The sequence below is a fragment of the Bacillus sp. WC2507 genome, assembly GCF_052656125.1.
Genome location: NZ_JBQXPN010000001.1, coordinates 1,083,629 through 1,109,015, shown reverse-complemented (window position 1 = coordinate 1,109,015; position 25,387 = coordinate 1,083,629). Strand labels below are relative to the sequence as shown.

The following is a 25,387-nucleotide window of genomic DNA, read 5'->3' as shown; positions in this document are numbered from 1 at the left end:
GAATGCTGCCTTTTTTTATTTCTCTACTATTTCAAATTTCTCTACTATCATTTTCGCTGGATAACTTTCAAGTGTTTTAGAAGACCATACTTTTATTTTATCCCCTGTTTTTAATTGATTATATGCGTCTTTATCCTTAAATCTCAACACTATATCTGATGGATGTTCTTTCTTCATTTGTTGTTCTATATCATGTTGCAACTCTACTTTTGTATTAAACGTTTTATCACCGACAAAAAATACCGTGTCATTTCTTACTATGACATACCCTTCTTCAGGTACTTTTTTTACTGCTACTGGCTCTACTTGTTTTGTAGTACACGCTGATAATATGATTAGAAATGCACCTAAAAACATAAACATAGAAAATTTTATATGCCTATTCATTTTTATCCCCTTACTCTATGCTATTTCCGCTTTAAAACCATTTTCTCCTCATACTTATCATCCCATTTAATCACAATCTCTATCGGTTCATCTTTAGATAGAGACGTGCAACTTACACAAGAAGACTTCATTTCAACCTTTGCTCCTTTATGATTTTCTGACGTTTGTGTCATTGTGCTAAAGGCTCCATTAATAGCAATCTCTAAATTCTTAAATTCTATATTCCCATCGCCGCCCTTATACTGAAATGTAAACACTCCATCTTCACTGTCATCCTGAATATGCCCTTTATATTGTCCTGTCCAACTTTTGCTCTCGCTAGAAAAAGTAACATACGAAATCGAACAACTTCCTAAAAAGAAAATACTAATAAAAAAGAATAATGCTCTCTTCACAATGTCCCTCCATTCAAAAGCACTTATGTATCCCGCATGAACGGGTAGTAAGACCCCCACCTCAAAATTCGGTGAAAGCAAAGAAGTTAGGTGGGGGATCAACTGTCCTTAAAAGTCCGATTGGTTCAACTAATAATCAGCGAGGGATGAACCCCCACTGATTAAAGTTTCACTGTATTGTCTATTTCTTCCTCTTATTATATTATTAAAATACAGAATTCTCTAAAAAAGGAGGTTTATATGTTACAACAACAGTTAGAAGAAATTCGTAATAATAATTACGTAATCAATGATGCCCTCAATATCGATTCTTTAAGTTCCATTATGCTTGAGCATATTGGGGATACTGATGGCTATTTAAGGGATAAACTTATCTACTCTACTTTTTATCATCTCATCAAAAAGGACTATATTTCACACACACACTTACAGAAACTATTATTAGAAAGCATCAGTGACAAATATTTATTGTATAAGATTCATTCAGATGACGAAGATGCGGTATTTACCCGCGCATTTACAACATTATTAATTGCGCTCATTATTGATGCCGATACAAATCATAATTTCTTATCACAGGCTGATCTTTTACATGTAAAAGATCGATTAGTGCTATATATGAACAACGAGCATGATTTCCGTGGATATGTGCAAGACCACGGCTGGGCACACAGTATCGCTCATGCTTCTGATACATTTGAAGCGCTTGTTCGTAGTCCTAAACTGGAAACTTTATATTACGAAGAAATATTACAAACTTTATTAAACAAAGTTTGTGTCCATTCTATTTACTACAAATATGAAGAAGACGAGCGTATCGTTTATCCAATTATCGCAATGCTGCAAAATGGTCTAAAGGAAGAAGTACTCATAGTAGCCCTTCATGACTTAGTAGCCCAATTACCCGTCCAAAAACAAACATTACCTATTAAATCATACGAGTTTCTATACGGAAATATTAAATCTTTCTTACGTAGTTTGTTTTTCCGACTACGCACACTGTCTATATGTGAAGAAACCGAATGCAAAATTGAAAAATTGCTACGAGAACTTCCAAAATATTATTAAAAAAAGAAGGCCACTTAGAAAGTGCCTTCTTCTATTTCACTAATATTTAATTGAAATTTCACGATCCAAACTGAGAAAAGGTGGACAAGAATCGCAAACGCCATACATGCTCCGCTTAAAAAAGTTAGTATAGGATGCGAATACACGTGCCCTAATCCATAGGATATCGCCACGAAAAACATTGTTATGTAAATATAAATTGCTCCATGTATTTGCCTCATATAAACCTCCTTTTCCCATATTATAACATAAATTTTCTGATTATTCACATTAATATCTTGTAATCAATATTTCTCAACTGTTACACCTCTAACAGCAGCCTTAATATATGGTGCTCCTTGTAAACTTTGTAAATCCTCTGTTTTTCCTGTTACAACTACACCGTATATTCGTAATTCTTTCGGTTTGATGTTTTTTATTTCTTTATAGTTTGTCCTAAAAGATTCTTGATATCCCCTTTTATTTTCACTTAAAGATATCCAAATACAGCTTTTCTAAATTTTTATCATAATAAAAAGCACATCTATTTTGATGTGCTCTTCACATATACTTTAGTAACATATGAATCATTTTTTTGAAACAAAAACTCCCACGCCTCTCTCCATAATATCGTTATGACTTAGTTGTCATAATAATTGAACGCGGGTAAAACCCCTGCTTTTCATAAAATGATACAGCTTCATTTCCGTACACTACTGTTAATTCAATTTTATCTATCTTCTTTTCTTTAAACCATTCTACTGCACTATTCAGTAACTTCAAACCAAATCCGTTTCTTCGGTATTTTTCATCGACAAATAAAACTTCAATCTTTCCGCTTGCCCTTTTACTATATGCTATACAAAATCCTAATATATCGTCTGTTTCTGATTCAACTAATAATTCAATTCTATATTCCCCGTACTGTGAATTTTTTTTATACTCTTCAATACGTTCCTCAAATGTCATTCTTGGATAATCACCAGAAAAATATTTTGATTTACCGTTATGATATTCATGTAATTTATCTAAGGATTCTCTTATTATCTCTATTTCATCGAGAGTGATATATTTATTACTAATTCTCATCCTACAGCATCTCCAATAATTTATATTCCAACCAAAAAGATGACCATGTTACGGCTATAAAATACCAATCTATTATTTCATCGCGTTCTTCACAACATCTTGAATCATAACGACTTCTGTTTTCATATCAACAGACGGTACTTCCTCATCGATACATTCACACCAAAATTCCAAATGCTTTTTATCAATTTCATGATGAGAATTTTCGACAAGAGCCCCGCCTTCTCCTTGCACAGAATACCAATATAAGTACTCTTCTCCATCTCTTATTTCCCGGAAAATTGTCTCTACATACATCTTTTCGTCGTTTAATGTCAAAAGCACTTCTTTCATATTGTCATTCAGAAGCTGCATCCATTCATCTACTCGGTGACTTTTACCAGGCTTCACTTTAAATCTCGATAATTCCACATTCATTTTTATTCCCCCGTTCTCTTACGTACAAACAATCTATATTCTATTGGATTATGAAAACTTAATTTACTAGCTAATTTTTGCGAAGGAATATTGTCTACATAACAATCCCAGCACGGTATAATATCATTTTGCATGCAATGTTCAATGAACCGTGTTGCAATAGCTTGGGCTAATCCTTTCCCTTGATATGCTTTATGCGTCACAATATCAATTTCAGCAAACCCATTCCCATTAAATATCGAAACACATTCAGCTACAATCATCCCATCTTGTTCTATATAAAATCCAAAACCACCATTCAAAAACGTTTCTTTTGATCCCCAATATTCTTTATAATACGCCTCTGTAAATTCATTGCTTCGTTCTATATCACTTTTATCAATACGCTTCACTTCATATGTATTTTTGTTACAATCTCGTTTTCTCTCTTCAAAGGTTACGCTTTGAAATTTCATTCGCGGGATGTTCCGAAGTACATTACTAAAACGCTCTTCTAACATCATTTCCCACTCGTCACTTGAAGCGAAGAGTGTAAATCTCTTCTCTGTTTTTTCAATAGACGTTTTTATATACGCAAATAAATCTTCGTTATAATTGTGATCATCAGTATCACCAAATAAATAATAAATACCATTAGCTGTAATAACTAGTCCTGCTGTTAACTTCTCGTTGGCAAAAATCTCACCATCTATCATTTGGTCACATACCGCATAAGCAAACGTCGTCGTTCTTGTAAGACTTTCTAAAATCGGAAGGATTTTTCTATACTCGGCTACAGATAATTTTTTCATAATTGCTCCACTTTGATCGTATCAACCTCTATATTTTCAAAACAAAGATTTACCGTTCTCTTTAATGCTCTCGTTCTATGAATCGTACATGCCGGAATTAAAATAGAATCATTTGGCTTTAAAACCGCCGTTTCTCCATCTTCAAAATCGATAAGTAATTCTCCCTCTAACACAATAAATAATTCATCCGAGTTAGAATGATAGTGCCAATCATATTCACCAGTAAATACAGCGATTCGTAAGCAATGACTATTTACATTTGAAACGACGAAGTTTTTATGTTGATCTTGAATGTCCTTCGTTAATTCTATTAAATTCACAGTTTCCATCTTTCATCCCATCCTTTCATTAGTCGTTCTTTTGAAAAACTAATTTAGTCTCCACCACCTCCGCAATCTCCTCCACCATCACTTGAGCTGCTACAATCGTTGCTACTGTAATCACCGAATCCACTTGATGAGCTTGAATAATAAGACGAATTTCTTTTCTTTTTTTGCCTTTTTTCTCCACCATTCTTATTAGTTGATAGTAATGTTCCAAACACTAAAACATGTACTAAAATAGCTACCATTAAAAAAATAATAAGTACAAATACATGTAAAGATAAATTTGAAACTGGTAACTTAATTAAGTTAATAAAAATAATACACATGACAATAAAATACATAACATTCGCCGCATCTATTAAACCACTTTCAAATTTAGACCTAGGTCTCTTTTTCGTAACTACTAACTCATGTTTACTCCTTATTACTCCTCTTTGTTTTTTATGCTTCCTCCGCTTACTTTTTCTTCCCAATCTAATCCCCCTCCCAAATTTTATATAATTCTAAATTATCACATTCCCTACTTATTAACAGTAATACACAACAATTTTTACAATTTATTACCTTATAAAAAAAGACCCTCCTCATAAAGGAAGGTCTCGAATTTGTCTCTATTATGATAAAGCAGGAGCTTTTTCAAGAAGCTCTTTCGCATCAGCGTATTGTAAGCCGTGAGCTTCTGCAACTGCTTCGAATGTTACATAGCCATCTAATGTGTTAATACCTTTTAGTAATGCAGTGTTGCCTAAGCAAGCATCTTTGTAGCCTTTGTTCGCAATTTGTACTGCATATGGTACTGTTACGTTTGTTAATGCAAGAGTTGATGTACGTGGAACTGCTCCTGGCATATTAGCAACTGCATAATGAACAACGCCATGTTTTTCGTAAGTTGGGTTGTCGTGAGTTGTAATACGGTCAGTTGTTTCGAAAATACCACCTTGGTCAATCGCGATATCTACAACGACAGAACCTGGTTCCATTGATTGAATCATTTCTTCTGTTACAAGTTTTGGCGCTTTTGCACCTGGAATTAATACTGCTCCAATAACAAGGTCAGATTCTTTTACAGCTTCTGCAATGTTGTATGGATTAGACATTAACGTTTTTACTTGGTTACCGAAAATGTCATCTAGTTGACGAAGACGTTCTGCGCTTAAGTCGATGATTGTTACATCTGCACCTAAACCTACTGCAATCTTCGCTGCGTTTGTACCAGCTTGACCACCGCCGATAATTGTTACTTTGCCGCGTTTTACCCCTGGAACGCCTGCAAGTAAAATGCCTTTACCACCTTTGTTTTTCTCAAGGAATTGTGCACCGATTTGTGCAGACATACGACCAGCTACTTCACTCATAGGTGCAAGTAATGGTAAAGAACGATTGTCTAATTGTACTGTTTCGTATGCAATTGATACAACTTTGTTATCAATTAATGCTTTCGTTAATTCTGGTTCTGGAGCTAAGTGTAAGTATGTGAATAAAATTAAACCTTCACGGAAATAGCCGTATTCACTTGCAACTGGCTCTTTTACCTTCATAACCATATCTTGATTCCATGCTTCTTCAGCAGTTTCAACAAGTTTCGCACCAGCTTGTACGTATTCTTCATCTGTAAAGCCTGATCCTATACCTGCTCCTTTTTGAACAAAAACTTCATGACCATTTTGTACTAAATGTACAGCTCCCGCTGGCGTCATTGCCACGCGGTTTTCATTGTTCTTAATTTCTGTTGGAATACCGATACGCATTATTAGTTCCCCCTTGAGTTATGAAATGACCCCTGAATCATTTTTTAAAGCGCTTTCTACGCTCTTATATTTTAACATAATATCTCAATATTTGACAAAAAATAATACAAGTTTTCCGATAGATTTAATCTTACATGAAAGGACAGCATTATCCGCGCCTCTCAGCACAATGGATAAACTGTCCTATTATTCGAAACTTCACTTTATTTCGCTCTATCGATGTCTATGAATAACATCTACTGCACCAGTTACTTCAATTATTGTACCGGTAATCATATCGGAATCGTCCTCACATAAAAACGAAATCGTTCTTGCGATATCTTCACCTGTTCCGGATCTACCAATTGGTGTCTTACGTTCTTTCAACTGACGTGCTTCTTGAATTGTCGCTTCTTTCATTTCACCAATAATATCACCAGGACATACCATGTTTGCAGTAATACCATATTCTGCTTCTTCGTAAGCAACTGTTTTCGTTAATGAAACAAGTCCTACTTTCGCTGCTGCAAATGCTGAACGATAAATCCATCCCGGTGCGCTATCTGCCCCTTGGAATCCGTAATTAATAATACGGCCAAATTTTTGTTTTCTCATAACTGGAACGACAAGTTTCAACAAATGAAACACCGCTGTTAAATTACCCTGAATCATTTCATTCCATTCGTCTTCTTCATAATCGACTAACTTTTTTCGTTCAAATACATATGGACCAGCATTATTAATTAAAAAGTCAATTTTGCCAAAACGGCTTATCGCTTCTTCTACTATTTTATGTAAATCTTCCTTTTTCGTGACATCCGCTTGCACGAATTGTAGACGCTCTTCCATATTTTTATATGTTTCTTTCATCTTTTCCATAGCCGTGATGTCGCTATGATACGTTACTGTTACTGAATATCCTTTAGCCAATAACTTTTCTGTTACTTGCTTTCCTAAACCTTTCGTACCGGCTGTAATGAGCGCATGTCTCACAAAACTGCCTCCTTTTAAATTGCTATACTTCATATGTAACAAGTTCTCGCACCAATTACAACTAAAATGAATTGAAACAGAGTTTTCAAAATTCTGTAACGTTTCCGACAAGCACATTACCAAAATTTGTTTTATAATAAAGTTGTAAACAGTAATAAAAATGATTGGGAGGAATTTACTATGAATAATACATATACAAATATTTTAATCGCGGTGGATGGTTCTAAAGAAGCAGAAAAAGCCTTTAAAAAAGCAATTCAAGTCGCAAAACGAAACAATGCAACATTAACAATTGCTCATATCGTTGATGTAAAAGCATACTCAGCAGTAGAAGCTTATAGCCGTGCAATTGCTGAACGTGCAAATCTATTTGCAGAAGACTTATTAGAAGACTACAAAAAAACTGCGCTTGAAGCTGGCCTTGAAAAAATTGAAACTGTATTAGAGTTCGGTAATCCTAAATCTAAAATTTCAAAAGAAATCGCTCCAAACCATAAAGTAGATTTAATTATGTGTGGTGCAACTGGTTTAAATGCTGTTGAGCGTTTCCTAATTGGTAGCGTCTCTGAACATATTATTCGCTATGCGAAATGCGATGTCCTTGTTGTTCGTGGTGATGAGGAGCAAGGTGATCTTTAATTCATAAAAATAAATAGGGTAGATAAGAGGCTTTCTCTTATCTACCCTATTTTCATTTATACTTTAGGAATTCTGTAATCCGGATTATGTTGTTGCCAGCCACCTTGTGTATCTACACTCGTATCGCCATCACCATCTACCCATATTGTTCTCCCGTCAGGTAAAACTCTTTCATGGGGTGTTACATGATGAGCATTTGGATTTTCCTCCGTCGTATATTCTACATCAGTTGCATCTGGATGTACCGCTTGTGCTATGCTATCACTTCCTACTCCCTCAGCAATTCCATCTACACCATCAACTATATCTATAACTCCAACCGAGAAAACACCTACAGCCGCAACCTTTGCTAATTCTTTTCCTGCCTCTATCGCTTTATCAGTATCTCCCTCTCGTATCGCTTGCACCGTTTCAACTCCCTTTTCTGAAACATGTACAATACCTTTTCCAATTGTCGTTGCCGTATCTTGAACCGTTCCAAGTATTTCTTCGTACCCTCGCTTCGCTTGCTGTTTATCGTCTGTAATAAGCCCACCTATAGCATCATATGTACCATCAGCAAGATTCCCAACAATTTCCCCAGTTTTCACAGTAGCTTTATTAACGCCTTTTCCAACATCTTTTATGAAATTACTATTCGTAACTTCTCCTACCGCTTCTATCGCACCACCCAATACTTCAGCTGCAGCTTTAGACACTGCTCCAGTTACTGATTTTATTAAACCCATACCGCATCCCCTTTTTTCAATAAATCATTATATAAAATTATTACAATTATAATTATAGAGCTGTAGCCTATATAACTACAACTTATTTCATATACTTCACTATAAACACAAAACAAACAATCACTACAACAACTACTGCCAACACATATGGCGGTAAGAACTTCAAAGACCACAGTGCCATCATAATCGTCGCAATCGTTAAATACGTTTGCTTTGCATCTTCTGTCATTTTTTTACGAAGCAAGAACACATACAAATAACCGATTGGCGGCGTAATGAAGCACAGAACATATATGACTTTAGATTTTAAATACCATTTTTGTTCTCCGAGTTTCTTTATATCTTCTTCTATTCTCTTATGCTCTTGTTCTCTCGCTTCTTCTACAAACGGATCTTCCTCTTCTCCTCGCTTTTCTTTCATATAAGGAAGAAAGTGCACGAAAAAATAGTATGCAAATACGAACGCTCCAAATCCAATATTTAATCTTTCTAATGGAATATGCTCACTAAAGAAAACAGCAGTAAGTACTAAAGACAAACAGTACGTCATCATCCAAAATGAACGTTTTCTCTTTTTCCGTTCGATTTCTTTTTTATCTTGTACATGTTTTCTTTTCGAAAGCCATATTGAAATACAGCAATCTACTACAAATAGAATAAAGATAAATATCCCAACGTGTACTGTTTCTACATCCTTAAATGAAAAGATATTTGGGAATGCAACGTGTAATACAATTAGCGTGTACAAAATTAACCCTATAAAATAAATACGCCTCATTTTCCATTCCTTTCTTATTTTCTAACTTTAGGTTAACATACATTTTTTAGAAATAGATGGACAAAATATATGTGTTTAAAAAAGGAGGATGCTGCATGGGTGATTCCGAACGCATTATTTTAGATGTGAATGGGAAAGAAATTGAAATGCTAGATACGATTCGTACTCATTTTAAAGATAAGCATGGCGTGGAACTAAGTAATGGTGCATTACTTAGAGATTTGATGGATATTGAGTATATTCGAATTACGGAAGATCGACATAAGTATGATTAATCGATGAAACTTTAAGCCTAGAGCAAAATGCTCTAGGCTTACTTACCTCCTCACGAAAAATGTTATAATTAGGAAAAAACAAGTATGGAGGATCCTCTACTATGAAATCTGAAAATATCTCAAAACATTTTCACACATTACATGTACAAAGGAACGAGTTCCTTCCTCATCTCCATTCATTATCACAAGAACAACTATGGTATAGGAAAGAGGACAAAAAATGGTCTACTGGTGAACACTTTTATCACTTATATTTAATTACAAGGATGCTCAAAGTAGCGATTAAATTCTCTCTCACTCTTATCCCTTATGCAAAGCTAAGAAAAAATACTCCATTTGAAACTGAAATACACGACATTTATGCCGAATATAAAGAAAAGCATGGTAAAGGAATGAAAGCACCTTGGATTTTAGTCCCTTCAAAAAAGGTCTATCATTCTATGAATGGACAAGAATTAGAAGAATTACTTTCCCGTGAAACAGATGAAATAAAAAAACTTGTTCAAAATATAGAAGAAAATATCGCCGGGCATATCGTATTTTTAGATCCAATTGCTCACTATCCTAACCTGATTCAATCTATCCAACTATTAGCGATACATGAGAAACATCATTTTATGATTATGAAAAATAATTATGAAATGATAGATCCCCCCCTAAAAATCTAAATACAAAAAAGTAAGGCGCTTTCTAAAAAAGCACCTTACCTTCTCTTTCATACATCATTTAATTCCTACAAACTCTCCAACAAATCCTTTCGCCTTCTCCAAAGCGTTTTGGATTTGCTCAAACCCAGTCCCACCAGCACTATTACGACGCTTTACAGCCGCATATGGTGAAAGAACTTCATACAAATCTTCTTCAAATAAAGAACTCATTTCTTTATACGTTTCAAGTGGTACATCTACTAAATAAATTCCTTTTTGTGTGCAATGTAGAACTAGCTTCCCAACAATTTCATGAGCTTGACGGAATGGTAGTCCTTTGCTTGCTAAGTAATCAGCAATTTCGGTTGCGTTTGAAAAATCTTGGGTTACAGCTTGCCCCATTTTTTCTTTGTTGACAGTCATCGTTTCTAACATGCCTGCCATAATATGAAGGCAGCCTTCTACTGTTTTTACTGTATCAAACATTCCTTCTTTATCTTCTTGCAAATCTTTATTATAAGCGAGTGGTAGTCCTTTCATGACTGTAAGTAAACTAAATAAATTACCGTATACTCTGCCTGTTTTACCACGAATAAGTTCCGCCATATCTGGATTTTTCTTTTGCGGCATAATGCTGCTTCCCGTTGCGTATTGATCGCTCATTTCAATAAATTGAAACTCTTGGCTACTCCATAAAATAAGTTCTTCACAAAAGCGTGATAAATGCATCATGAGCATAGATGAATTACTTAGGAACTCCAGTATGAAATCACGATCACTTACTGCATCTAAACTATTTTCATAGATTCCATTAAATCCAAGAAGCTCCGCACTATATTCTCGATCAATCGGGAATGTTGTTCCAGCTAACGCTCCTGCTCCTAATGGCGAAATGTTAATACGCTTTAATGAATCTTCATAACGATTCACATCACGCTCTAACATCCAAAAGTAAGCAAGAATATGATGTGCAAATGAAATTGGCTGGGCACGCTGCAAATGCGTATAGCCAGGCATAATGGTTTCAATGTTATTTTCTGCTTGATGAACAAGAACCGTTTGCAATTGTTTTGTAGCCTTAATAATATGTTCTACTTTTTCTTTTAAATATAAGTGCATATCTGTCGCTACTTGATCATTACGGCTTCGGCCAGTGTGAAGTTTCCCTCCTACTTCACCGATTTTTTCAATTAACATCTTTTCGATATTTAAATGAATGTCTTCCGCTTCGACCGAAAAATGCAATTTATTTTGTTTCGCTTCTTCTAATAAATATTGAAGACCTACCTTGATTTTCTCTGCTTCTTCTTTCGTAACGATGCCTTGCTTTGCTAGCATCGTTACGTGTGCAATACTCCCGTTTATATCCTGATTTACTAATTGTTGATCGAAGGAGATGGATGCTCCAAACTCCTCAACCCACGCTTCCGCTTCTTCGGTAAAACGTCCGCCCCAAAGTTTGCTCACGCTTCCACCTTCTTTTGATTCACTTGGCTGTATACTTTCGTCGGTAAACCGAATAATGAAATGAATCCAACTGCTGCATCGTGATTAAATTCGTCCTGAGCAGTATATGTTGCTAGTTTTTCATCGTATAAAGAGTACTCAGATTTACGACCTTCTACAATTGCATGACCTTTAAATAATTTCACACGCACTGTACCTGTTACATTCTTTTGCGTTTCTTGTAAGAATGCATGAAGTGCTTGTTTTAAAGGTGAGAACCATAAACCGTTATAAATCAGTTCTGTTATTTTCTGCTCAATCATCGGTTTAAAATGCGCTACTTCTTTTACGAGTGTTAAATCTTCAAGTTCCTTATGCGCCGTAATTAATGTCATTGCTGCTGGACATTCGTATACTTCACGCGATTTAATACCAACAAGACGATTTTCTACATGATCGATACGTCCAACGCCATGTTTTCCAGCAAGCGCATTTAACGTTTTAATTAATTCTGAAAGTGGATATGCAGTGCCATTTAAAGTAGTCGGTACGCCTGCTTCAAAGCCAATTTCTACAAATTCTGGTTTATTCGGTGTATCTTCTAATGCCAATGTCATCTCATATGCATCTTCTGGCGGTGCTGCCCATGGATCTTCTAAAATGCCACATTCGTTGCTGCGTCCCCATAAATTTTGATCGATTGAAAATGGGCTATCTAAATTAATTGGAATTGGTACATTATTTTCTTTTGCATATGCAATTTCTTCTTCACGTGACCATTTCCATTCACGTACAGGCGCAATCACTTCTAAGTAAGGATTTAATGCTTGAATAGAAACTTCAAAACGAACTTGATCATTCCCTTTCCCTGTACATCCATGTGCAACTGCAGTCGCCCCTTCTTGTTCTGCAATTTCTACTAATTTCTTAGCGATAAGTGGACGAGATAATGCAGAAACAAGAGGGTATTTCCCTTCGTATAACGTGTGTGCTTGCATCGCCATCAATGCATATTCATTTGCAAATTCCTCTTGAACATCAATCATATATGATTTAATTGCACCTACTGAAAGTGCCTTTTCTTTTACGAATGCTAAGTCTTTACCTTCCCCTAAGTCTAAACAAAGCGCGATAATATCATAATTCTTCTCTTGTAACCATTTAATTGCAACGGAAGTATCAAGACCTCCGGAATATGCTAATACCACTTTTTTCTTCTCCATTTTGCATCCCCCTAAAGAATAAATATTCATTTTCTTTTATAATAATACACACTTTAACACCTTTTACAAAATGTATCAAGAGTCATTTTCAAATTTTTTCAAACAATTTCGTCGAACTTCTTTCTGTTTTCATGTACAATAAACGCAGGAAAACGGGGGTGAACTTATGGAAAAGTATTTCTTATACGATGAACATCTAGGAATTGAAATTCCGCATTTACAAGAAGACTGGGAAAGTATCCCCGAAAAAATGCAGCATGCTATTTTATTAAAATGGGAGCAAGTTCGCGGGAGAATCCCTGATCGTATAAAAGAACTGGAACACTATATAAATGCAAAACAACATCATTTAAATCACGAAGAAGACTTCGAAATTTCTTGCAAACTTAATTCAGAAATTGCCGATCTCGCTTCCATCATTAATGACCTTTGGCTTTGGTATCGACTCACTCAAAATGTATCTGAGGGAAAAGCACACCAATGAAAAAAGCATGCCCCTCAATTACTTTGGGTCATGCTTTTTTGTCGTAACACGATTTACAATATATCTCTTGTGCTGTTTTCGCCAAACACACATCAAACGGGCCAACTCATATACTTCTTTCTTTCGGCAACTTTACAAAAGCAACTAACTCTTCTTCATACTGAATCTTTTTTTGACATGAAACGCATGTTAATTCTTTTCTTTTGAATATGTCTTTTAGCATATCTTCATTATCCCTTTCATCTATCTATATTAATATACTCTCATAATAGTTAAGACTTGTAAAAAAATGACACATTCCGAATTGAATCATTCATATACTATGTACAAAAGGAGGTCTAAAGCTTATGCGCGCTTTCATTATTATCGCTTTAACTTTTTTAAGTGTGATTAGCTGGGATGCGTTTTTTAAAGATAAAAGTAATGAAAAGGATACAACTGAATAAAACACATTTTTTCCTACTTATTGGACAAACCGTTACAAACTGTCCAATTCTGCAAAATAACTTAGGCTTTTCTACAAAAATATTTAAACATAACAATTTTTGTAGATTCCCTCCGTTTATTGTCGGTTTCCATCCGCATACATTTTTTGAAAGTATGATATAATAATATAAATCTTGAAGGAAGGGATTTTGATATCATGATCGCTCGAAGGAGCATGTGGCATCGTATTGACGAATCATACACGTAGCGTATTTTCCAGCTTAGATACTTTAGTCTAGCGAAAAAAATACGAGAGTGGGGAAATTATGATTGCCCGAAGGATAATTTGGCAAAAAAAAGACTCTTCTTACACATAGCGTTTTGTTTAGGACTTAATTGTTACTAGCTAAACAAAACAAAGAAGAGCAGGATTGCTAAATGAAGAATCCTACTCCACGTTTTGTTTAGTCGTTTTAAGACTTAAACTAAAACGAAGGTAGGGAGCATTGATGGACGAGAGGATTATTCGTTATTTCTTCAGCGACATATAGCGTAGTTAGTTTTTTCGTAAACTAACTGAAAGCTACATGTGAGCTCGTAGTTAGTTTACAACACAAAAAGGACTACTAACTACGGAAAGAAGGAATAACGATGAGGAACATCCAAAGTCGACAAATTATTAAAGAAGTTTTTATGGTTTTAATCGGTTCATTTATTTTAGCAGCAGCGCTATATCACATTCACTTTCAAAACCACTTAACAGAAGGTGGCTTTGTAGGTATTGCACTATTCATCCAAAATTTTTATGATATTTCACCATCTATTTCAACTGTAATTATGGATATCCCAATTATTCTACTGTGTGCTTCATTTTTAGGTAGAAAAATGGTTGGCTATTCATTCTTAGGTTCAATCTCATTCGGAGTATTTTATTCTCTTATGGAAAATTATTCTCCATTTACGGTAGATTTATCAAATAATTTATTTGTAGCTGCAGTAGTTGGCGGTGCATTAGCTGGTATTGGACTCGGTTTTATATTGCGATTTGGCGGTGCAACCGGTGGAGACGATATTTTAACAATTGTATTAAGTAAACGAACTCGCTTTACAATTGGGCAAATTTTCTTCGTCTTTGACGCGATTGTTCTTGCGCTTTCATTATATTATTTAAATTGGACAGAAATTGCTTTCACTATTCTTTCGATTGCCGTACAGGCAAAAACATTGGATTTAATTTATTATCCAAAAACAGAAAAAACAGCAGAAAAGCAACCAGTATCTGTTTCAATGCCAAAAAAACATGCAACAAATTAAAAAAGCGAAAGGCCTCGGCCTCTCGCTTTTTTTATGCTCTTTTTTCTTTCTCGACTATATGGCGCACTTGATAAAATCTATTGGCAAATTCAGTAACGTTTCTTGTTAAACGATAATTCACTGTAGATCCAATCGCCATTCCAATTACTGGAATACCTTGGAATAATTTACGACGAAGAGCATAAATCGAAAATGTTTTCAAAATTTGTTTTAATATAACCTCAGTAGAAGCTGGTTGTAACACCGCTTCATCTCCTTCATAGAAGAATGAATCTTCTTGCTCTAGCTCTTGCAATAAATTGTACCATGCGTATTGCTGAAGTCTTCCTGGTAGTAATGACGCATGAAATACCTTTAATGCAAGCATCATTTCATAAGGCTTGTTCACATCATGCCCAAATGATGTCGCAATAAGTTGGACAGCCTTCACATTTAACGCAATCATAACCGGAAAATCAGCCGTTAATAATAATAAACCTCCGGCACCGGTTGCTCCGCCTTGCACGAATGAATATAGACGATGGCGTGCTGTTTGCTGCTCTGCTATGTATGTTAATTGATCAATAGATAATGCTTTCAAATCCTCTAGTTGCTCAATCGATTCATCAAATAATCTCGACGTTCCTAAAATACGATTACGCGCATCTAACTGTGATTGTGAACTTTGAATTAATGCATGCAAATGAAAGAGCCATCCATCTGCTTTCGTAAAGAAATCTTTTCGTTTTTTCTCAGGCAATTTCGCAATTGTAGTATGTACCCATTTATCAAACATTTTTTGAAAATCAGTCGCTTCTTGCTCAAATAATTGCGATTCCCATTCTTTTATATTGTCTAAAATGGCTTGTTCTCGCTTCGATCGCATCGTAACAACCACCTCGTTCGATTTTTTTCTATTGTAACATATTTGCAAATATGCTTGTACATCGCATGCTTTTTATTTACATTAGTATTCGAAACAATCTATCCGAATACATGTTATCAATTTCTACTTAGCTACATTATAATCATCTTTATACAAAATAAATAAGGAGTGATTCTATATGTATCCACGTGCCAAAGCATTCGGTCTTGCCACACATCACGGTCGCCTTCTCGTACAAGAATATCATACAGGCGATGAAACGTATTACCGACCTCTTGGCGGCTCAATTGAACTTGGTGAGAAATCAGCAGATACCGTTATTCGTGAATGTAAAGAAGAGCTTCATACAGAAGTGGAAATTATCAATTATTTAGGTTGTTTAGAAAACATCTTTCATCTAGGTAAAGAAATTGGTCATGAAATCATTCAACTATACTCTTTGCGCTTATTAGACACATCACTATATGAAATGGAAAAAATGAATATACAAGATGAGCAAACAGTATTGTATGCGAGATGGATTCCCGTGACAGCATTCATTCAAAAAGAGAAAGCACTATATCCAGATGGAATTTTGAAATATCTCCAACAAAAGAAAGACGAGATCCTATAGGATCTCGTCTTTCTTTTCATATAGTATATTAACCAATATCTCCAAGACGTAGTACGTCACGAGCGATCATAACTTCTTCGTCAGTTGGAATTACGATAATTTTTACTGGAGAGTGTGGGAAGCTGATGAATGCTTCTTCACCAAATACGTTATTACGTTTTACGTCGAAGTATACGCCCATGTACTCAAGGCCTTCTAATACGCGCTCACGAATAATTGCACTGTTTTCACCTACACCAGCTGTGAAGATGATTGCGTCTACACCTTTCATACGAGCAGTGTAAGAACCGATGTATTTGTGGATACGGCTTACGAATACATCAAGTGCTACTTTCGCACGGTGATCGCCTTCTTCTTCTTTCGCAATGATGTCACGTAGGTCACTAGAGTAACCAGTAAGACCTAACATACCACTCTTCTTGTTTAATACGTTAACTACTTCTTCTACTGTTTGGCCTGTTTTTTCCATGATGTATGGAATTAACGCAGGGTCAAGGTTACCAGAACGTGTACCCATTGTTACACCAGCAAGTGGAGTGAAGCCCATAGAAGTATCGATAGATTTACCGCCTTCTACTGCTGCGATACTTGCACCGTTACCTAAGTGACAAGAAAGTAAGCTTAAGCTTTCAAGTGGACGACCTAATAGTTCAGCCGCACGCTCAGTTACGTATTTATGAGAAGTTCCGTGGAAACCGTATTTACGGATGCCGAATTTTTCATAGTACTCATATGGTAAGCTGTATAGGAATGCAGATTCCGGCATTGTTTGGTGGAATGCTGTATCGAATACTGCTACTGCTGGTACGTTTGGTAATACTTCTTGGAATGCTTTAATACCAACAACGTTTGCTGGGTTATGAAGTGGTGCTAAATCGCTTAATTCTTCGATATCAGCTAATACTTCATCAGTAATTAAAACAGAGTCAGCAAATTTTTCGCCGCCGTGAACAACACGGTGACCGATACCGCCAATCTCCTCTAGAGATTTAACGATTCCGTTTTCAGTTAATTTTTTAAGAAGCATATTAACTGCTACTGCGTGATCTGGAATGTTTGTAATTTCTTTTTGTTTTTCGCCATCTACAGTAATAGTGAAGATACTATCTTCTAAACCGATACGTTCTACTAAACCTTTTGTTAATACTGTTTCACTTGGCATTTCAAATAATTGGAATTTTAAGGAAGAGCTTCCTGCGTTAATCGCGATGATTTTTGACATCTAGTCTTTCGCCCCTTTTTCTCTTGGTAGTTGTGTGGATGTTTCCACAAACCGCTCGATTTTATCTAATTAAATTTACTACATATGAAAACGTTTCATCATTAGCAAATTTTATACTCACGATTTTAATTTAAACATCGTCCGACATATATTTCAAGTGAAAAAATTATAACACCAAGAAAAAATATATATTACAGATTTCAAAAAAATTCAGTTAAATCTAGTATATATTTAAAAATATGACATATCATATAAAACTGTACTACATGAATTACTAACTCTGTTACATATACCTACCCTTATTTATGTGTTGCAAACCAAGTATTTAATTGATCCATAATGTTCTCCATCGCCTTCATGTTGGAGAATTTAGGTAACTCCACTAATAACGCCTGTTTTGGCATTGTTACACTAGGACCTTTCTTTTGGAGAACAAATATACTTTTTGCATTTTTCTCGTTTTTAAACATGGAAACAGGTAGTTGCAATAGTCCTTGAATAAAACATGTTTCTTTAATAAATGCATGTAATTTAGGTGCTTGATCACTTTCAAAAATGAAGTTTGGCACTAAGAAGAATAAGTACCCGCCTTCTTTCGTATGTTTCACACTTTGTTCAATAAATAAGTGGTGAGCATATGACATTCCTTCATCTGCTTTTAACTTATATTCACTTGCACCGATCTCATTTGGATAGTAACCAATCGGTAAGTCTGAAATAACTGCATCAACTGGATCGATATAAAGTGGCGCTAGTCCATCTTGATGGAAGAATTCGATTGCATGCTTTTGTAAATTCGCATTTACTAAAGCAAGTTTAATTAGCACTTCATCCACTTCTACACCAAATCCACTCATTACTAGTTCTTCTTTGGCGCTATTAAATACGGTAGTCATTAAGTTACCCGTTCCAATTGCAGGGTCTAAAACAGTAATTTCTGCTTTACCTTGCATAAATTTATGGAATAAATAACTCATGAACATGCCAACTGCATCAGGCGTCATTTCGTGATTCGCTTGTACGCCTTCTTTCATCCCTTTTAAGATGGCTAACTGAAACGCTTTACGAATTTCTTCACCTTTATATGTTTCTTCATTAAACGTACTATATTCACGATTCAACCTTTCAATTGCTGATTCGGATAATTCTTCTTGTAAAATCGCTCCTTCAAACAAGTTATCCCCTGTTTCTACAAGCGCCTCTAAATATGTTACATCTAATCCTTTACGTAAAACTACCGCAGAAGAATCAAAAATAGAAAATAATGTTTCCACTGTCTGACTCACGTACATTCCTCCTTCTCTCTTTTACACATAACTTATATCATACCACAAAGTGTTTTTTTCCAAAAAGAAAAAGCGACCTCCTGCAAAGAGCTCCCCTTTAAGTTATATAGGATATAACGTTTTTTCTCATATATTGGTACCATTACGCAGCAATATATGAGAAAAAACGACCTCTTTATAAGAGGTCATTTTCTTCACATTACTTTGCAGATTTAGCTGCTTCTAATGCTGCTTCATAGTTTGGATGACTTGTACCTTCGCTTACGTATTCTACGTAAACTACTTTGTCGTTGCTATCTACTACGAATACTGCACGAGCAAGTAAACGAAGTTCTTTCATTACTAAGCCGTAAGCTTCACCGAATGAAAGGTCGCGGTGGTCAGAAAGTGTAACAACATTTTCTAAACCGTTTGCTGCACACCAGCGTTTTTGAGCGAATGGTAAGTCAGCGCTAATTGTTAATACTTTCGCGTTTTCAATACCTGCTGCATCTTGGTTAAAACGACGTGTTTGTGCATCACATACACCTGTGTCGATTGAAGGTACAACACTAATTAATTTTACTTCGCCTTTGTATGTTTCTAAACTTACTGGAGATAAGTCGTTTGCTAATACTTGGAAGTTTGGCGCTTGATCGCCAACTTTAACTTCTGTTCCAACTAAAGTCATTGGATTACCTTTAAAAGTTACGTTTGCCACTTGAAAATCCTCCTTTTAATAAAACAAAGTATGTATAGTGTTAATGATAGTCATAATGCTCCTAAAACACAAATAAAACCAACTCAATTTATATATTTTTTTTAATTACTCTTTCCTATTGCTCTTGCTGCTGTAAAAGTGCTTGTATATCTTCCACATCAATCATATATTTTTGTTTTTCCATACGATGCTCTACTGGTAAAGTCGCAATACGGTAATCAAGATTTTTCATTGCTTGTTCAATAATTTTACGAGCTAAACCTGCATTTCCATATGTTTTATCACGATTTTCATATAGATAAGTAAAATAGTCAACAAGCATATTTCTCGCCTCACCTGACATATGATACTGCTTTTTCGTCATATAATAACCCGCAATTCGTATCATTTCTTCTGGTGTATAGTCTTCAAATACAAGGCGATAATCAAAACGACGGCGCAGCCCTTTATTGCTATCAAGAAATTCTTCCATCTCATCTTCATATCCTGCAACTAACACAATAAATTCACCGCGTCTATCTTCCATTTGTTTTAACAATAATTCCACTGCTATATGTCCTACATCATTGCTCCCTTTATTCGTCAACGTATATGCTTCATCAATAAACAGCGTACCGCCCATTGCCTGTTGTAATACATTCGCTGTTTTCTCTTCTGTACCACCTTGAAATTTATCAACTAACTCTTTACGGTCCACTTCAATACAATCACCGCGTTCTAAAATTCCAAGCGCTTCATATACCTTCGCAATAATTCGAGCAACCTCAGTCTTCCCTGTCCCTGGATTACCAATTAATGAAATGTGCATTGAAAGTTCACTTATATCCTTACCCTCTTCCTGATAATAAGAAACAAGCTGGATTAATCTTTGGATTTCTTCTTTTACCTTCGTTAAACCAATCAAATCATTTAGACGATCCATTTGTTCTTGTAATAACTTCTCATTAATTGGAACGGCTACTTTTTTCTCCCCTTTTTGTTGGAACACTTTTTCAACATCTTCTAAATGAATGGTCGTTAGTACTTCTCTCTTCCTCCACTCACTTCTCGGTAACGCTCTAATTCGATCAGAATGTAACACTTTCCATTTATCCACCTGTTCTCGAACCATCCGTGCATTCCCAAAATGTTCATCGCGTTTTCTATACAACCCTACAAACTGTTCATACACATATTTTTGTGCTTCTGGTGTTAACTCGTACTGTTTATCTTCTAACAACCTATTTCCAATTTCCATTAATTCATCTGGCGTATAATCCTCGAATTTCATATAAGATACAAAGCGACTTTTCAACCCTGGATTTGAAGCAATAAAGCGCTCCATCTCTTTTTCGTAACCAGCAACTACACATAAAAATTCTCCACGATGATTCTCAAGGGCTGCTAATAAAACATCAATAACTTGGTTACCAAAGTCACGGCTACTATCTTCTACACTCAACGAATAGGCTTCATCAATAAATAAAACACCACCCATTGCTTCATCAATATATCCCTTTGTCTTCTCTTCAGAATGTCCAATATACGAACCAACTAAATCTTCACGCTTCACTTCTACAATATGCCCTTTTTCAAGCAATCCGAGCGCTTTATACACTTTGCCAAGTAAACGAGCAATCGTAGTTTTTCCTGTACCAGGATTTCCATAAAAAACAGTATGTTTCGGCTTTATTTCATCTCCTGAATCAAGTCCGGCAGCTTTACGATAACGACTAATTTCCACATAATTTATTAACTGTTCGATTTGCTCCTTAACACTGTCCATTCCAACAAAACGATTTAACTCCATCATAATAGCTTCTATGTCAATATCTTCTTCCTGCACTTTCACTTTCTCTACATCTTCTACCTCTTGTTTGTCCTCTCCATTGGATTTTATTCTTTGCTGGCTAACCTCTATATATGCTTTACAATTTTCTAATACAGTTGAACTGTTATCATCAATTTGATAAGCCGCTTCGTCTATATCAAAACACTTTATATCTGTGAGGTTAATCTTACTTTCAGAAGCAACTCTAATACCTATAAGAGCTTCAGAAATATTACACTTTTGAATCGTCCCTTTTACATCAGAACAGATGTCAATCGCTGGAAATTCTTTCACTTGAGATATGTCACATTGATCTATACAAAATTCACTATCTTTTCCAACTAAAAATATTTGACTTTTACCATGATTAAAGTTACTTCTCCTAACATCAAATTGACTCTCTTCACTATAAATCATTGGATATTCAAATTGAGAAATACTACCGTTATAAAAAACGATACCACTGTTGTTTTTCAGATTAAGTGCATTTCCTTTACAATTTCGAATATAAATTTTATCAATTTTAGCCTGTCCTTTATCGAGCCATAAAGCGGTACCACGGCAATCATATATTTCACACTCTATGACTTCCGATTGACTATCGCTTACAATTCCAATTCCATGTAAAGCGTTATACATGTTATTTCGTTGTAACAGCGCTTCACTTTCTCCAGAAACTTTTACACATTCTTTATTAAATTCTGTTAACTTACAATCCTCAATTAAAGCAAAGCTATTTTTATTGACCACTACAGCTCCACTTTTTCCATTATGTAAATCACATTGTGTCAATGTTATCCTACTTTCATCCGCCCAAACCATCGAATCATCATTATGGAAGTGACCAATTTCGCAGTTATCTAGTATACACTCACTATTGTTTTTTACATAAACAGCATTATTATTACCTTCATGTATTTTACAGTTTGTTGATTTTAAATAACTTTGCTCACCCAAAATAACTGGATTACTTTCATTTTGAAATTGAGATATTTCACATTCTTCCAATATCACTTTGCTATCATTCTTTAAATAAATGGCGTTACTAGCACCATTATGCATTTTACATTTCCTTACTATTAGTTGGCCTTGATTCACAAATATAATAGGGTATGTTTCATTAAAGAACTGATATAATTCACATTCTTCAAACAAACCGCCACCATTTCCCTCAAATGATACTGCATTCATTTGTCCATCATATAATTTACAATTTCTAAATGTAGGATTACTAGCATATACCGCTACAAGTTGACGTTTAAAATTAAAAATTTCACATTCCTCAACTAGCGGTTGGCTTGCTTCTTGTATAGAAAAAGCTGATGTTTGCCCATCATATATTTTACAACGTTGAATATGAGCCGTTGCTCCTACAATTTGAAAAACATTGTTTCCTGCTTTATATATTTCACAATTTTCAATGGTTGGATTGCTATTATTGTTTATATTATAAGCACTATCTGCAGTATAACTAACTTTACATTTTTTCCATACAGGTTGACTATCCTCAATCCAAATAGCTGGATATGTTTCACCTGATAAATTAAATATTTCACATTCCTCAACTAGTCCTGCACTCTGCCCTTTGAATGTTATCGCATTCGTCTTGCCATCAAACACTCTACACTGCCTTATCGTCGGCTTACTTCTATGTATAAACACCATTCCAATTTCAAAGTTAAATATCTCACAATTTTCGATTATAGGTTGGCTTTCCTCCATATAAATCCCATTGCTTTCTCCATCATGTATATTACATTTTTTTATTGCAGGAGCACTATTCGAAATATATATAACGGGACCTTGCATATGAGATAAGTCACAATTCTCTATATTCGGCTTTCCTCCATTTTTCATATAGATTGCATTACTCGGACCGCTATGAATACGACAGTTTTTTATATTCGGGCTACTTTTACCTATAAATATAGAAGGGTACTCTTCTCCCTTCATTCCATGAATCTCACAATTCTCTATCGTTCCTTGGCTTCCTTCATTAAAATTGATTCCATTTGCATATCCACCCGTTACTTGACAAGATTGCATGTACAAGCTCCCGTGGTTTTGTACCACTACCCCAGAACCCTTCCCAGGATAAATATCACACTCCTGTATTTGCAGAACCCCAAATTCACAATAGATTAAAGCATCATCTTCTGATCCGAATTGCTTAATTTGAATACCTTTTATAAAAACCTTACTGCCACTATCAATATAAATTGCTGTTTTAAACGCTTCAATGACAGTACTTTGTTTATCTCCCTCACTAATAATGTTAATATCTTTATCAATATATATATTCTCCCGATACACACCAGGCTTTACTACGATTGTAGTCCCTGACGAAGCACCTTTCACAGCATCTGAAATCGTTTTATATCTAGAGAACAATGCTTTCGATACAACAATTTCTTTCATATTTCAGCCCCACTCCTCTGCAATGTTTCATATTTTTCATTATACATAAACCTACTGTGAAACAGGGAATATTTTTCCATATAAAATAACAAAAAGAAGGGCATCTATTTCTCCCTTCTTTTTGTTATTTTATCTTTTAAATTTGAAATTCAGGATCGTCTTCTCTTCGTTTATCCATCATTTCTTTCACTTTATCAACAGCTTGTGGTGCTAATTCAATTATTTTATCGATGACGTGTGTTTGCTTATCTAAATGTAATACTTTCACACCATCTCCATTTATAACAAGAAAGGCAACAGGATTAATAGAAACTCCTCCACCGCTTCCCCCGCCAAATGGATGACGGCCTGAATGTTCTACTTTACCAAATTCACTTCCACCAGCAGCAAATCCGAAACTTACTTTCGAAACGGTAAGAATTACACTTCCATCTGCCGCTTTAATTGGGTCACCAACAATTGTATTTACATCAGTCATTTGTTTTAAATGCTGCATTGCCGTTGTCATTAAACCTTGAATTGGATGGTCCATTCTATATCCCCCCTATGCTTGAACAGATTTTTCTGTCATACCAGATTTTTGCTTCCTCATAAACATGAGTAATTTTATCGCTGTTTTTACAGTACGGAATATACGAAAAGATGCTGTTAACTCACATCTTGATGCAAATCCCTTCCCTTGAAAAACAGGAGTAATTTCAAATTCTGGTACGTCGACAATATGCATATATTGTCCTACAACTCCAGCAGCCATTCCTTTTGTCCCCCATGCATATCCAGTGACAATTCCAGTACTAGCTGCGTCGCCTGCTCCAATTTGCGTATGCCATTTCCAACCATTGATTTTCACTCGTTTGAGAAAATCTTTAACAATAGTATGAACTTCTTGCAGCTTTTTTATCAGTTCACCAATGCTATCAAGTTGCGCTATAATTTTATTATCTAGTCCGCCGTCCTCTTCAGCTTTTTCAATTTTTTGTCCTGTTTTCTTCTGCTGTTTTTCAATTCTTTCCAACACATCAAATGTATATCGAATCATCCAGATTTTCACTTGAAACAAACATTGCTTTTCCATTTCTGAATATAAAAATGTCACCTTAAGCGATATTTTCGACAATAGTATAAGCAAAATAAAAAGGAGAAGAATTATTATTCCAATTACGAGCCAATTCATACGTATCATCCTTTCACTCCGTACCCATTATCGACAAGTTTATTCATCATTAAACAGAACTCCTTAAGATTGAATATAAAAATTTTTCTAAAAATAAAAAGGTATTTTGACATTTTATATCGAAATATATTATTTGAACATATCGTCAGGGAACGGACTCTAATGAT

28 protein-coding genes and 2 pseudogenes are annotated in these 25,387 nt (G+C 35.2%); 7 read left to right on the top strand and 23 right to left on the bottom strand.

The window, feature by feature from the left end:
- Nucleotides 1-15: 15 nt before the first annotated feature.
- Complete coding sequence (locus ACUN28_RS06005; protein WP_016136842.1) at nucleotides 16-387, bottom strand: DUF3221 domain-containing protein; 372 nt, start codon at nucleotides 385-387, stop codon at nucleotides 16-18.
- A gap of 20 nt (nucleotides 388-407) precedes the next feature.
- Nucleotides 408-785, bottom strand: coding sequence for a hypothetical protein (locus tag ACUN28_RS06000; RefSeq protein ID WP_080118151.1), 378 nt, complete (start codon nucleotides 783-785; stop codon nucleotides 408-410).
- 237 nt (nucleotides 786-1,022) lie between these two features.
- Here ACUN28_RS06000 and ACUN28_RS05995 point away from each other — a divergent pair, with 237 nt between their 5' ends.
- The gene (locus ACUN28_RS05995) at nucleotides 1,023-1,850 is read left to right on the top strand and encodes a DUF2785 domain-containing protein (RefSeq protein ID WP_016085981.1); all 828 of its coding nucleotides are present in this window, start codon (nucleotides 1,023-1,025) and stop codon (nucleotides 1,848-1,850) included.
- Nucleotides 1,851-1,864: 14 nt separating this feature from the next.
- On the opposite strand, the gene ACUN28_RS05990 is transcribed toward ACUN28_RS05995, so the two are convergent.
- The 9 genes and pseudogenes from ACUN28_RS05990 to ACUN28_RS05950 all read right to left on the bottom strand — a co-directional run bounded on the left by ACUN28_RS05990 (nucleotide 1,865) and on the right by ACUN28_RS05950 (nucleotide 7,205).
- Nucleotides 1,865-2,071 (bottom strand): hypothetical protein, encoded by a 207-nt coding sequence (locus tag ACUN28_RS05990; RefSeq protein WP_001248904.1) that lies wholly within the window; start codon nucleotides 2,069-2,071, stop codon nucleotides 1,865-1,867.
- A 63-nt stretch (nucleotides 2,072-2,134) separates the two neighbouring features.
- A pseudogene (locus ACUN28_RS05985) lies at nucleotides 2,135-2,326 on the bottom strand (anti sigma factor C-terminal domain-containing protein); the annotation flags it as partial.
- A 136-nt stretch (nucleotides 2,327-2,462) separates the two neighbouring features.
- On the bottom strand, nucleotides 2,463-2,918 hold the full coding sequence (locus tag ACUN28_RS05980; protein ID WP_016085980.1) for a GNAT family N-acetyltransferase: 456 nt from the start codon (nucleotides 2,916-2,918) through the stop codon (nucleotides 2,463-2,465).
- 72 nt (nucleotides 2,919-2,990) lie between these two features.
- On the bottom strand, nucleotides 2,991-3,335 hold the full coding sequence (locus tag ACUN28_RS05975; RefSeq protein ID WP_016085979.1) for a DUF6176 family protein: 345 nt from the start codon (nucleotides 3,333-3,335) through the stop codon (nucleotides 2,991-2,993).
- Nucleotides 3,336-3,337: 2 nt separating this feature from the next.
- Nucleotides 3,338-4,126 (bottom strand): GNAT family N-acetyltransferase, encoded by a 789-nt coding sequence (locus tag ACUN28_RS05970; protein ID WP_016085978.1) that lies wholly within the window; start codon nucleotides 4,124-4,126, stop codon nucleotides 3,338-3,340.
- On the bottom strand, nucleotides 4,123-4,455 hold the full coding sequence (locus ACUN28_RS05965; RefSeq protein WP_016085977.1) for a cupin domain-containing protein: 333 nt from the start codon (nucleotides 4,453-4,455) through the stop codon (nucleotides 4,123-4,125). The genes ACUN28_RS05970 and ACUN28_RS05965 overlap by 4 nt, the downstream gene beginning before the upstream one ends.
- 44 nt (nucleotides 4,456-4,499) lie before the next feature.
- Nucleotides 4,500-4,925 carry a hypothetical protein gene (locus ACUN28_RS05960; RefSeq protein ID WP_016085976.1) on the bottom strand — a complete coding sequence of 142 codons (426 nt, stop codon included), beginning with the start codon at nucleotides 4,923-4,925 and terminating at the stop codon, nucleotides 4,500-4,502.
- A 141-nt stretch (nucleotides 4,926-5,066) separates the two neighbouring features.
- Entirely contained in the window at nucleotides 5,067-6,200 is a 1,134-nt protein-coding gene (gene ald, locus ACUN28_RS05955) for an alanine dehydrogenase (RefSeq protein ID WP_001219390.1), read from the bottom strand.
- 213 nt (nucleotides 6,201-6,413) lie between these two features.
- A complete protein-coding gene (locus ACUN28_RS05950; RefSeq protein WP_033660193.1) occupies nucleotides 6,414-7,205 on the bottom strand; it encodes an SDR family oxidoreductase in 792 nt (263 codons plus the stop codon).
- A 147-nt stretch (nucleotides 7,206-7,352) separates the two neighbouring features.
- Between ACUN28_RS05950 and ACUN28_RS05945 the strand changes: the two genes are divergently transcribed.
- Complete coding sequence (locus ACUN28_RS05945) at nucleotides 7,353-7,811, top strand: universal stress protein (protein ID WP_001066672.1); 459 nt, start codon at nucleotides 7,353-7,355, stop codon at nucleotides 7,809-7,811.
- A 56-nt stretch (nucleotides 7,812-7,867) separates the two neighbouring features.
- Here the strand turns inward: ACUN28_RS05945 and ACUN28_RS05940 are convergent, their stop codons facing one another.
- A complete protein-coding gene (locus ACUN28_RS05940) occupies nucleotides 7,868-8,539 on the bottom strand; it encodes a hypothetical protein (RefSeq protein WP_016085974.1) in 672 nt (223 codons plus the stop codon).
- Nucleotides 8,540-8,621: 82 nt separating this feature from the next.
- Nucleotides 8,622-9,317, bottom strand: coding sequence for a hypothetical protein (locus tag ACUN28_RS05935; RefSeq protein ID WP_016085973.1), 696 nt, complete (start codon nucleotides 9,315-9,317; stop codon nucleotides 8,622-8,624).
- Nucleotides 9,318-9,412: 95 nt separating this feature from the next.
- Between ACUN28_RS05935 and ACUN28_RS05930 the strand changes: the two genes are divergently transcribed.
- Both ACUN28_RS05930 and ACUN28_RS05925 read left to right on the top strand, forming a co-directional pair.
- The gene (locus ACUN28_RS05930; protein WP_000502807.1) at nucleotides 9,413-9,592 is read left to right on the top strand and encodes a hypothetical protein; all 180 of its coding nucleotides are present in this window, start codon (nucleotides 9,413-9,415) and stop codon (nucleotides 9,590-9,592) included.
- A 101-nt stretch (nucleotides 9,593-9,693) separates the two neighbouring features.
- Entirely contained in the window at nucleotides 9,694-10,260 is a 567-nt protein-coding gene (locus tag ACUN28_RS05925) for a DinB family protein (RefSeq protein WP_016085972.1), read from the top strand.
- Nucleotides 10,261-10,314: 54 nt separating this feature from the next.
- On the opposite strand, the gene argH is transcribed toward ACUN28_RS05925, so the two are convergent.
- Both argH and ACUN28_RS05915 read right to left on the bottom strand, forming a co-directional pair.
- Entirely contained in the window at nucleotides 10,315-11,706 is a 1,392-nt protein-coding gene (gene argH, locus ACUN28_RS05920; protein ID WP_016085971.1) for an argininosuccinate lyase, read from the bottom strand.
- Entirely contained in the window at nucleotides 11,703-12,908 is a 1,206-nt protein-coding gene (locus tag ACUN28_RS05915) for an argininosuccinate synthase (RefSeq protein ID WP_000412328.1), read from the bottom strand. Before ACUN28_RS05915 ends, argH begins: the two co-directional genes overlap by 4 nt.
- A gap of 166 nt (nucleotides 12,909-13,074) precedes the next feature.
- On the opposite strand from ACUN28_RS05915, the gene ACUN28_RS05910 reads away from it, so the two are divergent.
- A complete protein-coding gene (locus ACUN28_RS05910) occupies nucleotides 13,075-13,392 on the top strand; it encodes a hypothetical protein (protein WP_016085969.1) in 318 nt (105 codons plus the stop codon).
- Nucleotides 13,393-13,420: 28 nt separating this feature from the next.
- Here the strand turns inward: ACUN28_RS05910 and ACUN28_RS05905 are convergent.
- A pseudogene (locus ACUN28_RS05905) lies at nucleotides 13,421-13,615 on the bottom strand (hypothetical protein).
- An 854-nt stretch (nucleotides 13,616-14,469) separates the two neighbouring features.
- On the opposite strand from ACUN28_RS05905, the gene ACUN28_RS05900 reads away from it, so the two are divergent.
- Complete coding sequence (locus ACUN28_RS05900) at nucleotides 14,470-15,132, top strand: YitT family protein (protein WP_016085966.1); 663 nt, start codon at nucleotides 14,470-14,472, stop codon at nucleotides 15,130-15,132.
- 31 nt (nucleotides 15,133-15,163) lie between these two features.
- On the opposite strand, the gene ACUN28_RS05895 is transcribed toward ACUN28_RS05900, so the two are convergent.
- A complete protein-coding gene (locus ACUN28_RS05895) occupies nucleotides 15,164-15,997 on the bottom strand; it encodes an EcsC family protein (protein ID WP_016085965.1) in 834 nt (277 codons plus the stop codon).
- 178 nt (nucleotides 15,998-16,175) lie between these two features.
- Between ACUN28_RS05895 and ACUN28_RS05890 the strand changes: the two genes are divergently transcribed.
- Entirely contained in the window at nucleotides 16,176-16,610 is a 435-nt protein-coding gene (locus ACUN28_RS05890; protein WP_016136843.1) for an NUDIX hydrolase, read from the top strand.
- 28 nt (nucleotides 16,611-16,638) lie between these two features.
- Here ACUN28_RS05890 and ackA read toward each other — a convergent pair whose 3' ends face one another.
- The 6 genes from ackA to ACUN28_RS05860 form a co-directional block, all read right to left on the bottom strand.
- On the bottom strand, nucleotides 16,639-17,832 hold the full coding sequence (ackA, locus tag ACUN28_RS05885; RefSeq protein WP_016085963.1) for an acetate kinase: 1,194 nt from the start codon (nucleotides 17,830-17,832) through the stop codon (nucleotides 16,639-16,641).
- A gap of 299 nt (nucleotides 17,833-18,131) precedes the next feature.
- The gene (locus tag ACUN28_RS05880; RefSeq protein ID WP_016136844.1) at nucleotides 18,132-19,118 is read right to left on the bottom strand and encodes a class I SAM-dependent methyltransferase; all 987 of its coding nucleotides are present in this window, start codon (nucleotides 19,116-19,118) and stop codon (nucleotides 18,132-18,134) included.
- 199 nt (nucleotides 19,119-19,317) lie between these two features.
- Complete coding sequence (gene tpx, locus ACUN28_RS05875) at nucleotides 19,318-19,818, bottom strand: thiol peroxidase (RefSeq protein WP_000024529.1); 501 nt, start codon at nucleotides 19,816-19,818, stop codon at nucleotides 19,318-19,320.
- Nucleotides 19,819-19,933: 115 nt separating this feature from the next.
- The gene (locus ACUN28_RS05870; RefSeq protein WP_016136845.1) at nucleotides 19,934-24,046 is read right to left on the bottom strand and encodes a right-handed parallel beta-helix repeat-containing protein; all 4,113 of its coding nucleotides are present in this window, start codon (nucleotides 24,044-24,046) and stop codon (nucleotides 19,934-19,936) included.
- A gap of 136 nt (nucleotides 24,047-24,182) precedes the next feature.
- Complete coding sequence (gene ytfJ / locus ACUN28_RS05865) at nucleotides 24,183-24,578, bottom strand: GerW family sporulation protein (RefSeq protein WP_016085960.1); 396 nt, start codon at nucleotides 24,576-24,578, stop codon at nucleotides 24,183-24,185.
- 12 nt (nucleotides 24,579-24,590) lie between these two features.
- Complete coding sequence (locus ACUN28_RS05860) at nucleotides 24,591-25,229, bottom strand: DUF2953 domain-containing protein (RefSeq protein ID WP_016085959.1); 639 nt, start codon at nucleotides 25,227-25,229, stop codon at nucleotides 24,591-24,593.
- Nucleotides 25,230-25,387 lie beyond the last annotated feature (158 nt).

What these genes read in the sequence shown, in the direction of transcription:
- ACUN28_RS05935 (WP_016085973.1), bottom strand. Translation starts at nt 9,317, where the DNA reads ATGAGGCGTATTTATTTTATAGGGTTAATTTTGTACACGCTAATTGTA.
- ACUN28_RS05940 (WP_016085974.1), bottom strand. Translation starts at nt 8,539, where the DNA reads ATGGGTTTAATAAAATCAGTAACTGGAGCAGTGTCTAAAGCTGCAGCT.
- ytfJ (WP_016085960.1), bottom strand. Translation starts at nt 24,578, where the DNA reads ATGGACCATCCAATTCAAGGTTTAATGACAACGGCAATGCAGCATTTA.
- ACUN28_RS05970 (WP_016085978.1), bottom strand. Translation starts at nt 4,126, where the DNA reads ATGAAAAAATTATCTGTAGCCGAGTATAGAAAAATCCTTCCGATTTTA.
- ACUN28_RS05895 (WP_016085965.1), bottom strand. Translation starts at nt 15,997, where the DNA reads ATGCGATCGAAGCGAGAACAAGCCATTTTAGACAATATAAAAGAATGG.
- ACUN28_RS05900 (WP_016085966.1), top strand. Translation starts at nt 14,470, where the DNA reads ATGAGGAACATCCAAAGTCGACAAATTATTAAAGAAGTTTTTATGGTT.
- ACUN28_RS05890 (WP_016136843.1), top strand. Translation starts at nt 16,176, where the DNA reads ATGTATCCACGTGCCAAAGCATTCGGTCTTGCCACACATCACGGTCGC.
- ACUN28_RS06005 (WP_016136842.1), bottom strand. Translation starts at nt 387, where the DNA reads ATGAATAGGCATATAAAATTTTCTATGTTTATGTTTTTAGGTGCATTT.
- ACUN28_RS05910 (WP_016085969.1), top strand. Translation starts at nt 13,075, where the DNA reads ATGGAAAAGTATTTCTTATACGATGAACATCTAGGAATTGAAATTCCG.
- ACUN28_RS05975 (WP_016085979.1), bottom strand. Translation starts at nt 3,335, where the DNA reads ATGAATGTGGAATTATCGAGATTTAAAGTGAAGCCTGGTAAAAGTCAC.
- ACUN28_RS05995 (WP_016085981.1), top strand. Translation starts at nt 1,023, where the DNA reads ATGTTACAACAACAGTTAGAAGAAATTCGTAATAATAATTACGTAATC.
- ACUN28_RS05870 (WP_016136845.1), bottom strand. Translation starts at nt 24,046, where the DNA reads ATGAAAGAAATTGTTGTATCGAAAGCATTGTTCTCTAGATATAAAACG.
- ACUN28_RS05930 (WP_000502807.1), top strand. Translation starts at nt 9,413, where the DNA reads ATGGGTGATTCCGAACGCATTATTTTAGATGTGAATGGGAAAGAAATT.
- ACUN28_RS05950 (WP_033660193.1), bottom strand. Translation starts at nt 7,205, where the DNA reads ATGAAGTATAGCAATTTAAAAGGAGGCAGTTTTGTGAGACATGCGCTC.
- ald (WP_001219390.1), bottom strand. Translation starts at nt 6,200, where the DNA reads ATGCGTATCGGTATTCCAACAGAAATTAAGAACAATGAAAACCGCGTG.
- ACUN28_RS05860 (WP_016085959.1), bottom strand. Translation starts at nt 25,229, where the DNA reads ATGATACGTATGAATTGGCTCGTAATTGGAATAATAATTCTTCTCCTT.
- ACUN28_RS05925 (WP_016085972.1), top strand. Translation starts at nt 9,694, where the DNA reads ATGAAATCTGAAAATATCTCAAAACATTTTCACACATTACATGTACAA.
- ACUN28_RS05915 (WP_000412328.1), bottom strand. Translation starts at nt 12,908, where the DNA reads ATGGAGAAGAAAAAAGTGGTATTAGCATATTCCGGAGGTCTTGATACT.
- ACUN28_RS05990 (WP_001248904.1), bottom strand. Translation starts at nt 2,071, where the DNA reads ATGAGGCAAATACATGGAGCAATTTATATTTACATAACAATGTTTTTC.
- ACUN28_RS05965 (WP_016085977.1), bottom strand. Translation starts at nt 4,455, where the DNA reads ATGGAAACTGTGAATTTAATAGAATTAACGAAGGACATTCAAGATCAA.
- ACUN28_RS05980 (WP_016085980.1), bottom strand. Translation starts at nt 2,918, where the DNA reads ATGAGAATTAGTAATAAATATATCACTCTCGATGAAATAGAGATAATA.
- ackA (WP_016085963.1), bottom strand. Translation starts at nt 17,832, where the DNA reads ATGTCAAAAATCATCGCGATTAACGCAGGAAGCTCTTCCTTAAAATTC.
- ACUN28_RS05945 (WP_001066672.1), top strand. Translation starts at nt 7,353, where the DNA reads ATGAATAATACATATACAAATATTTTAATCGCGGTGGATGGTTCTAAA.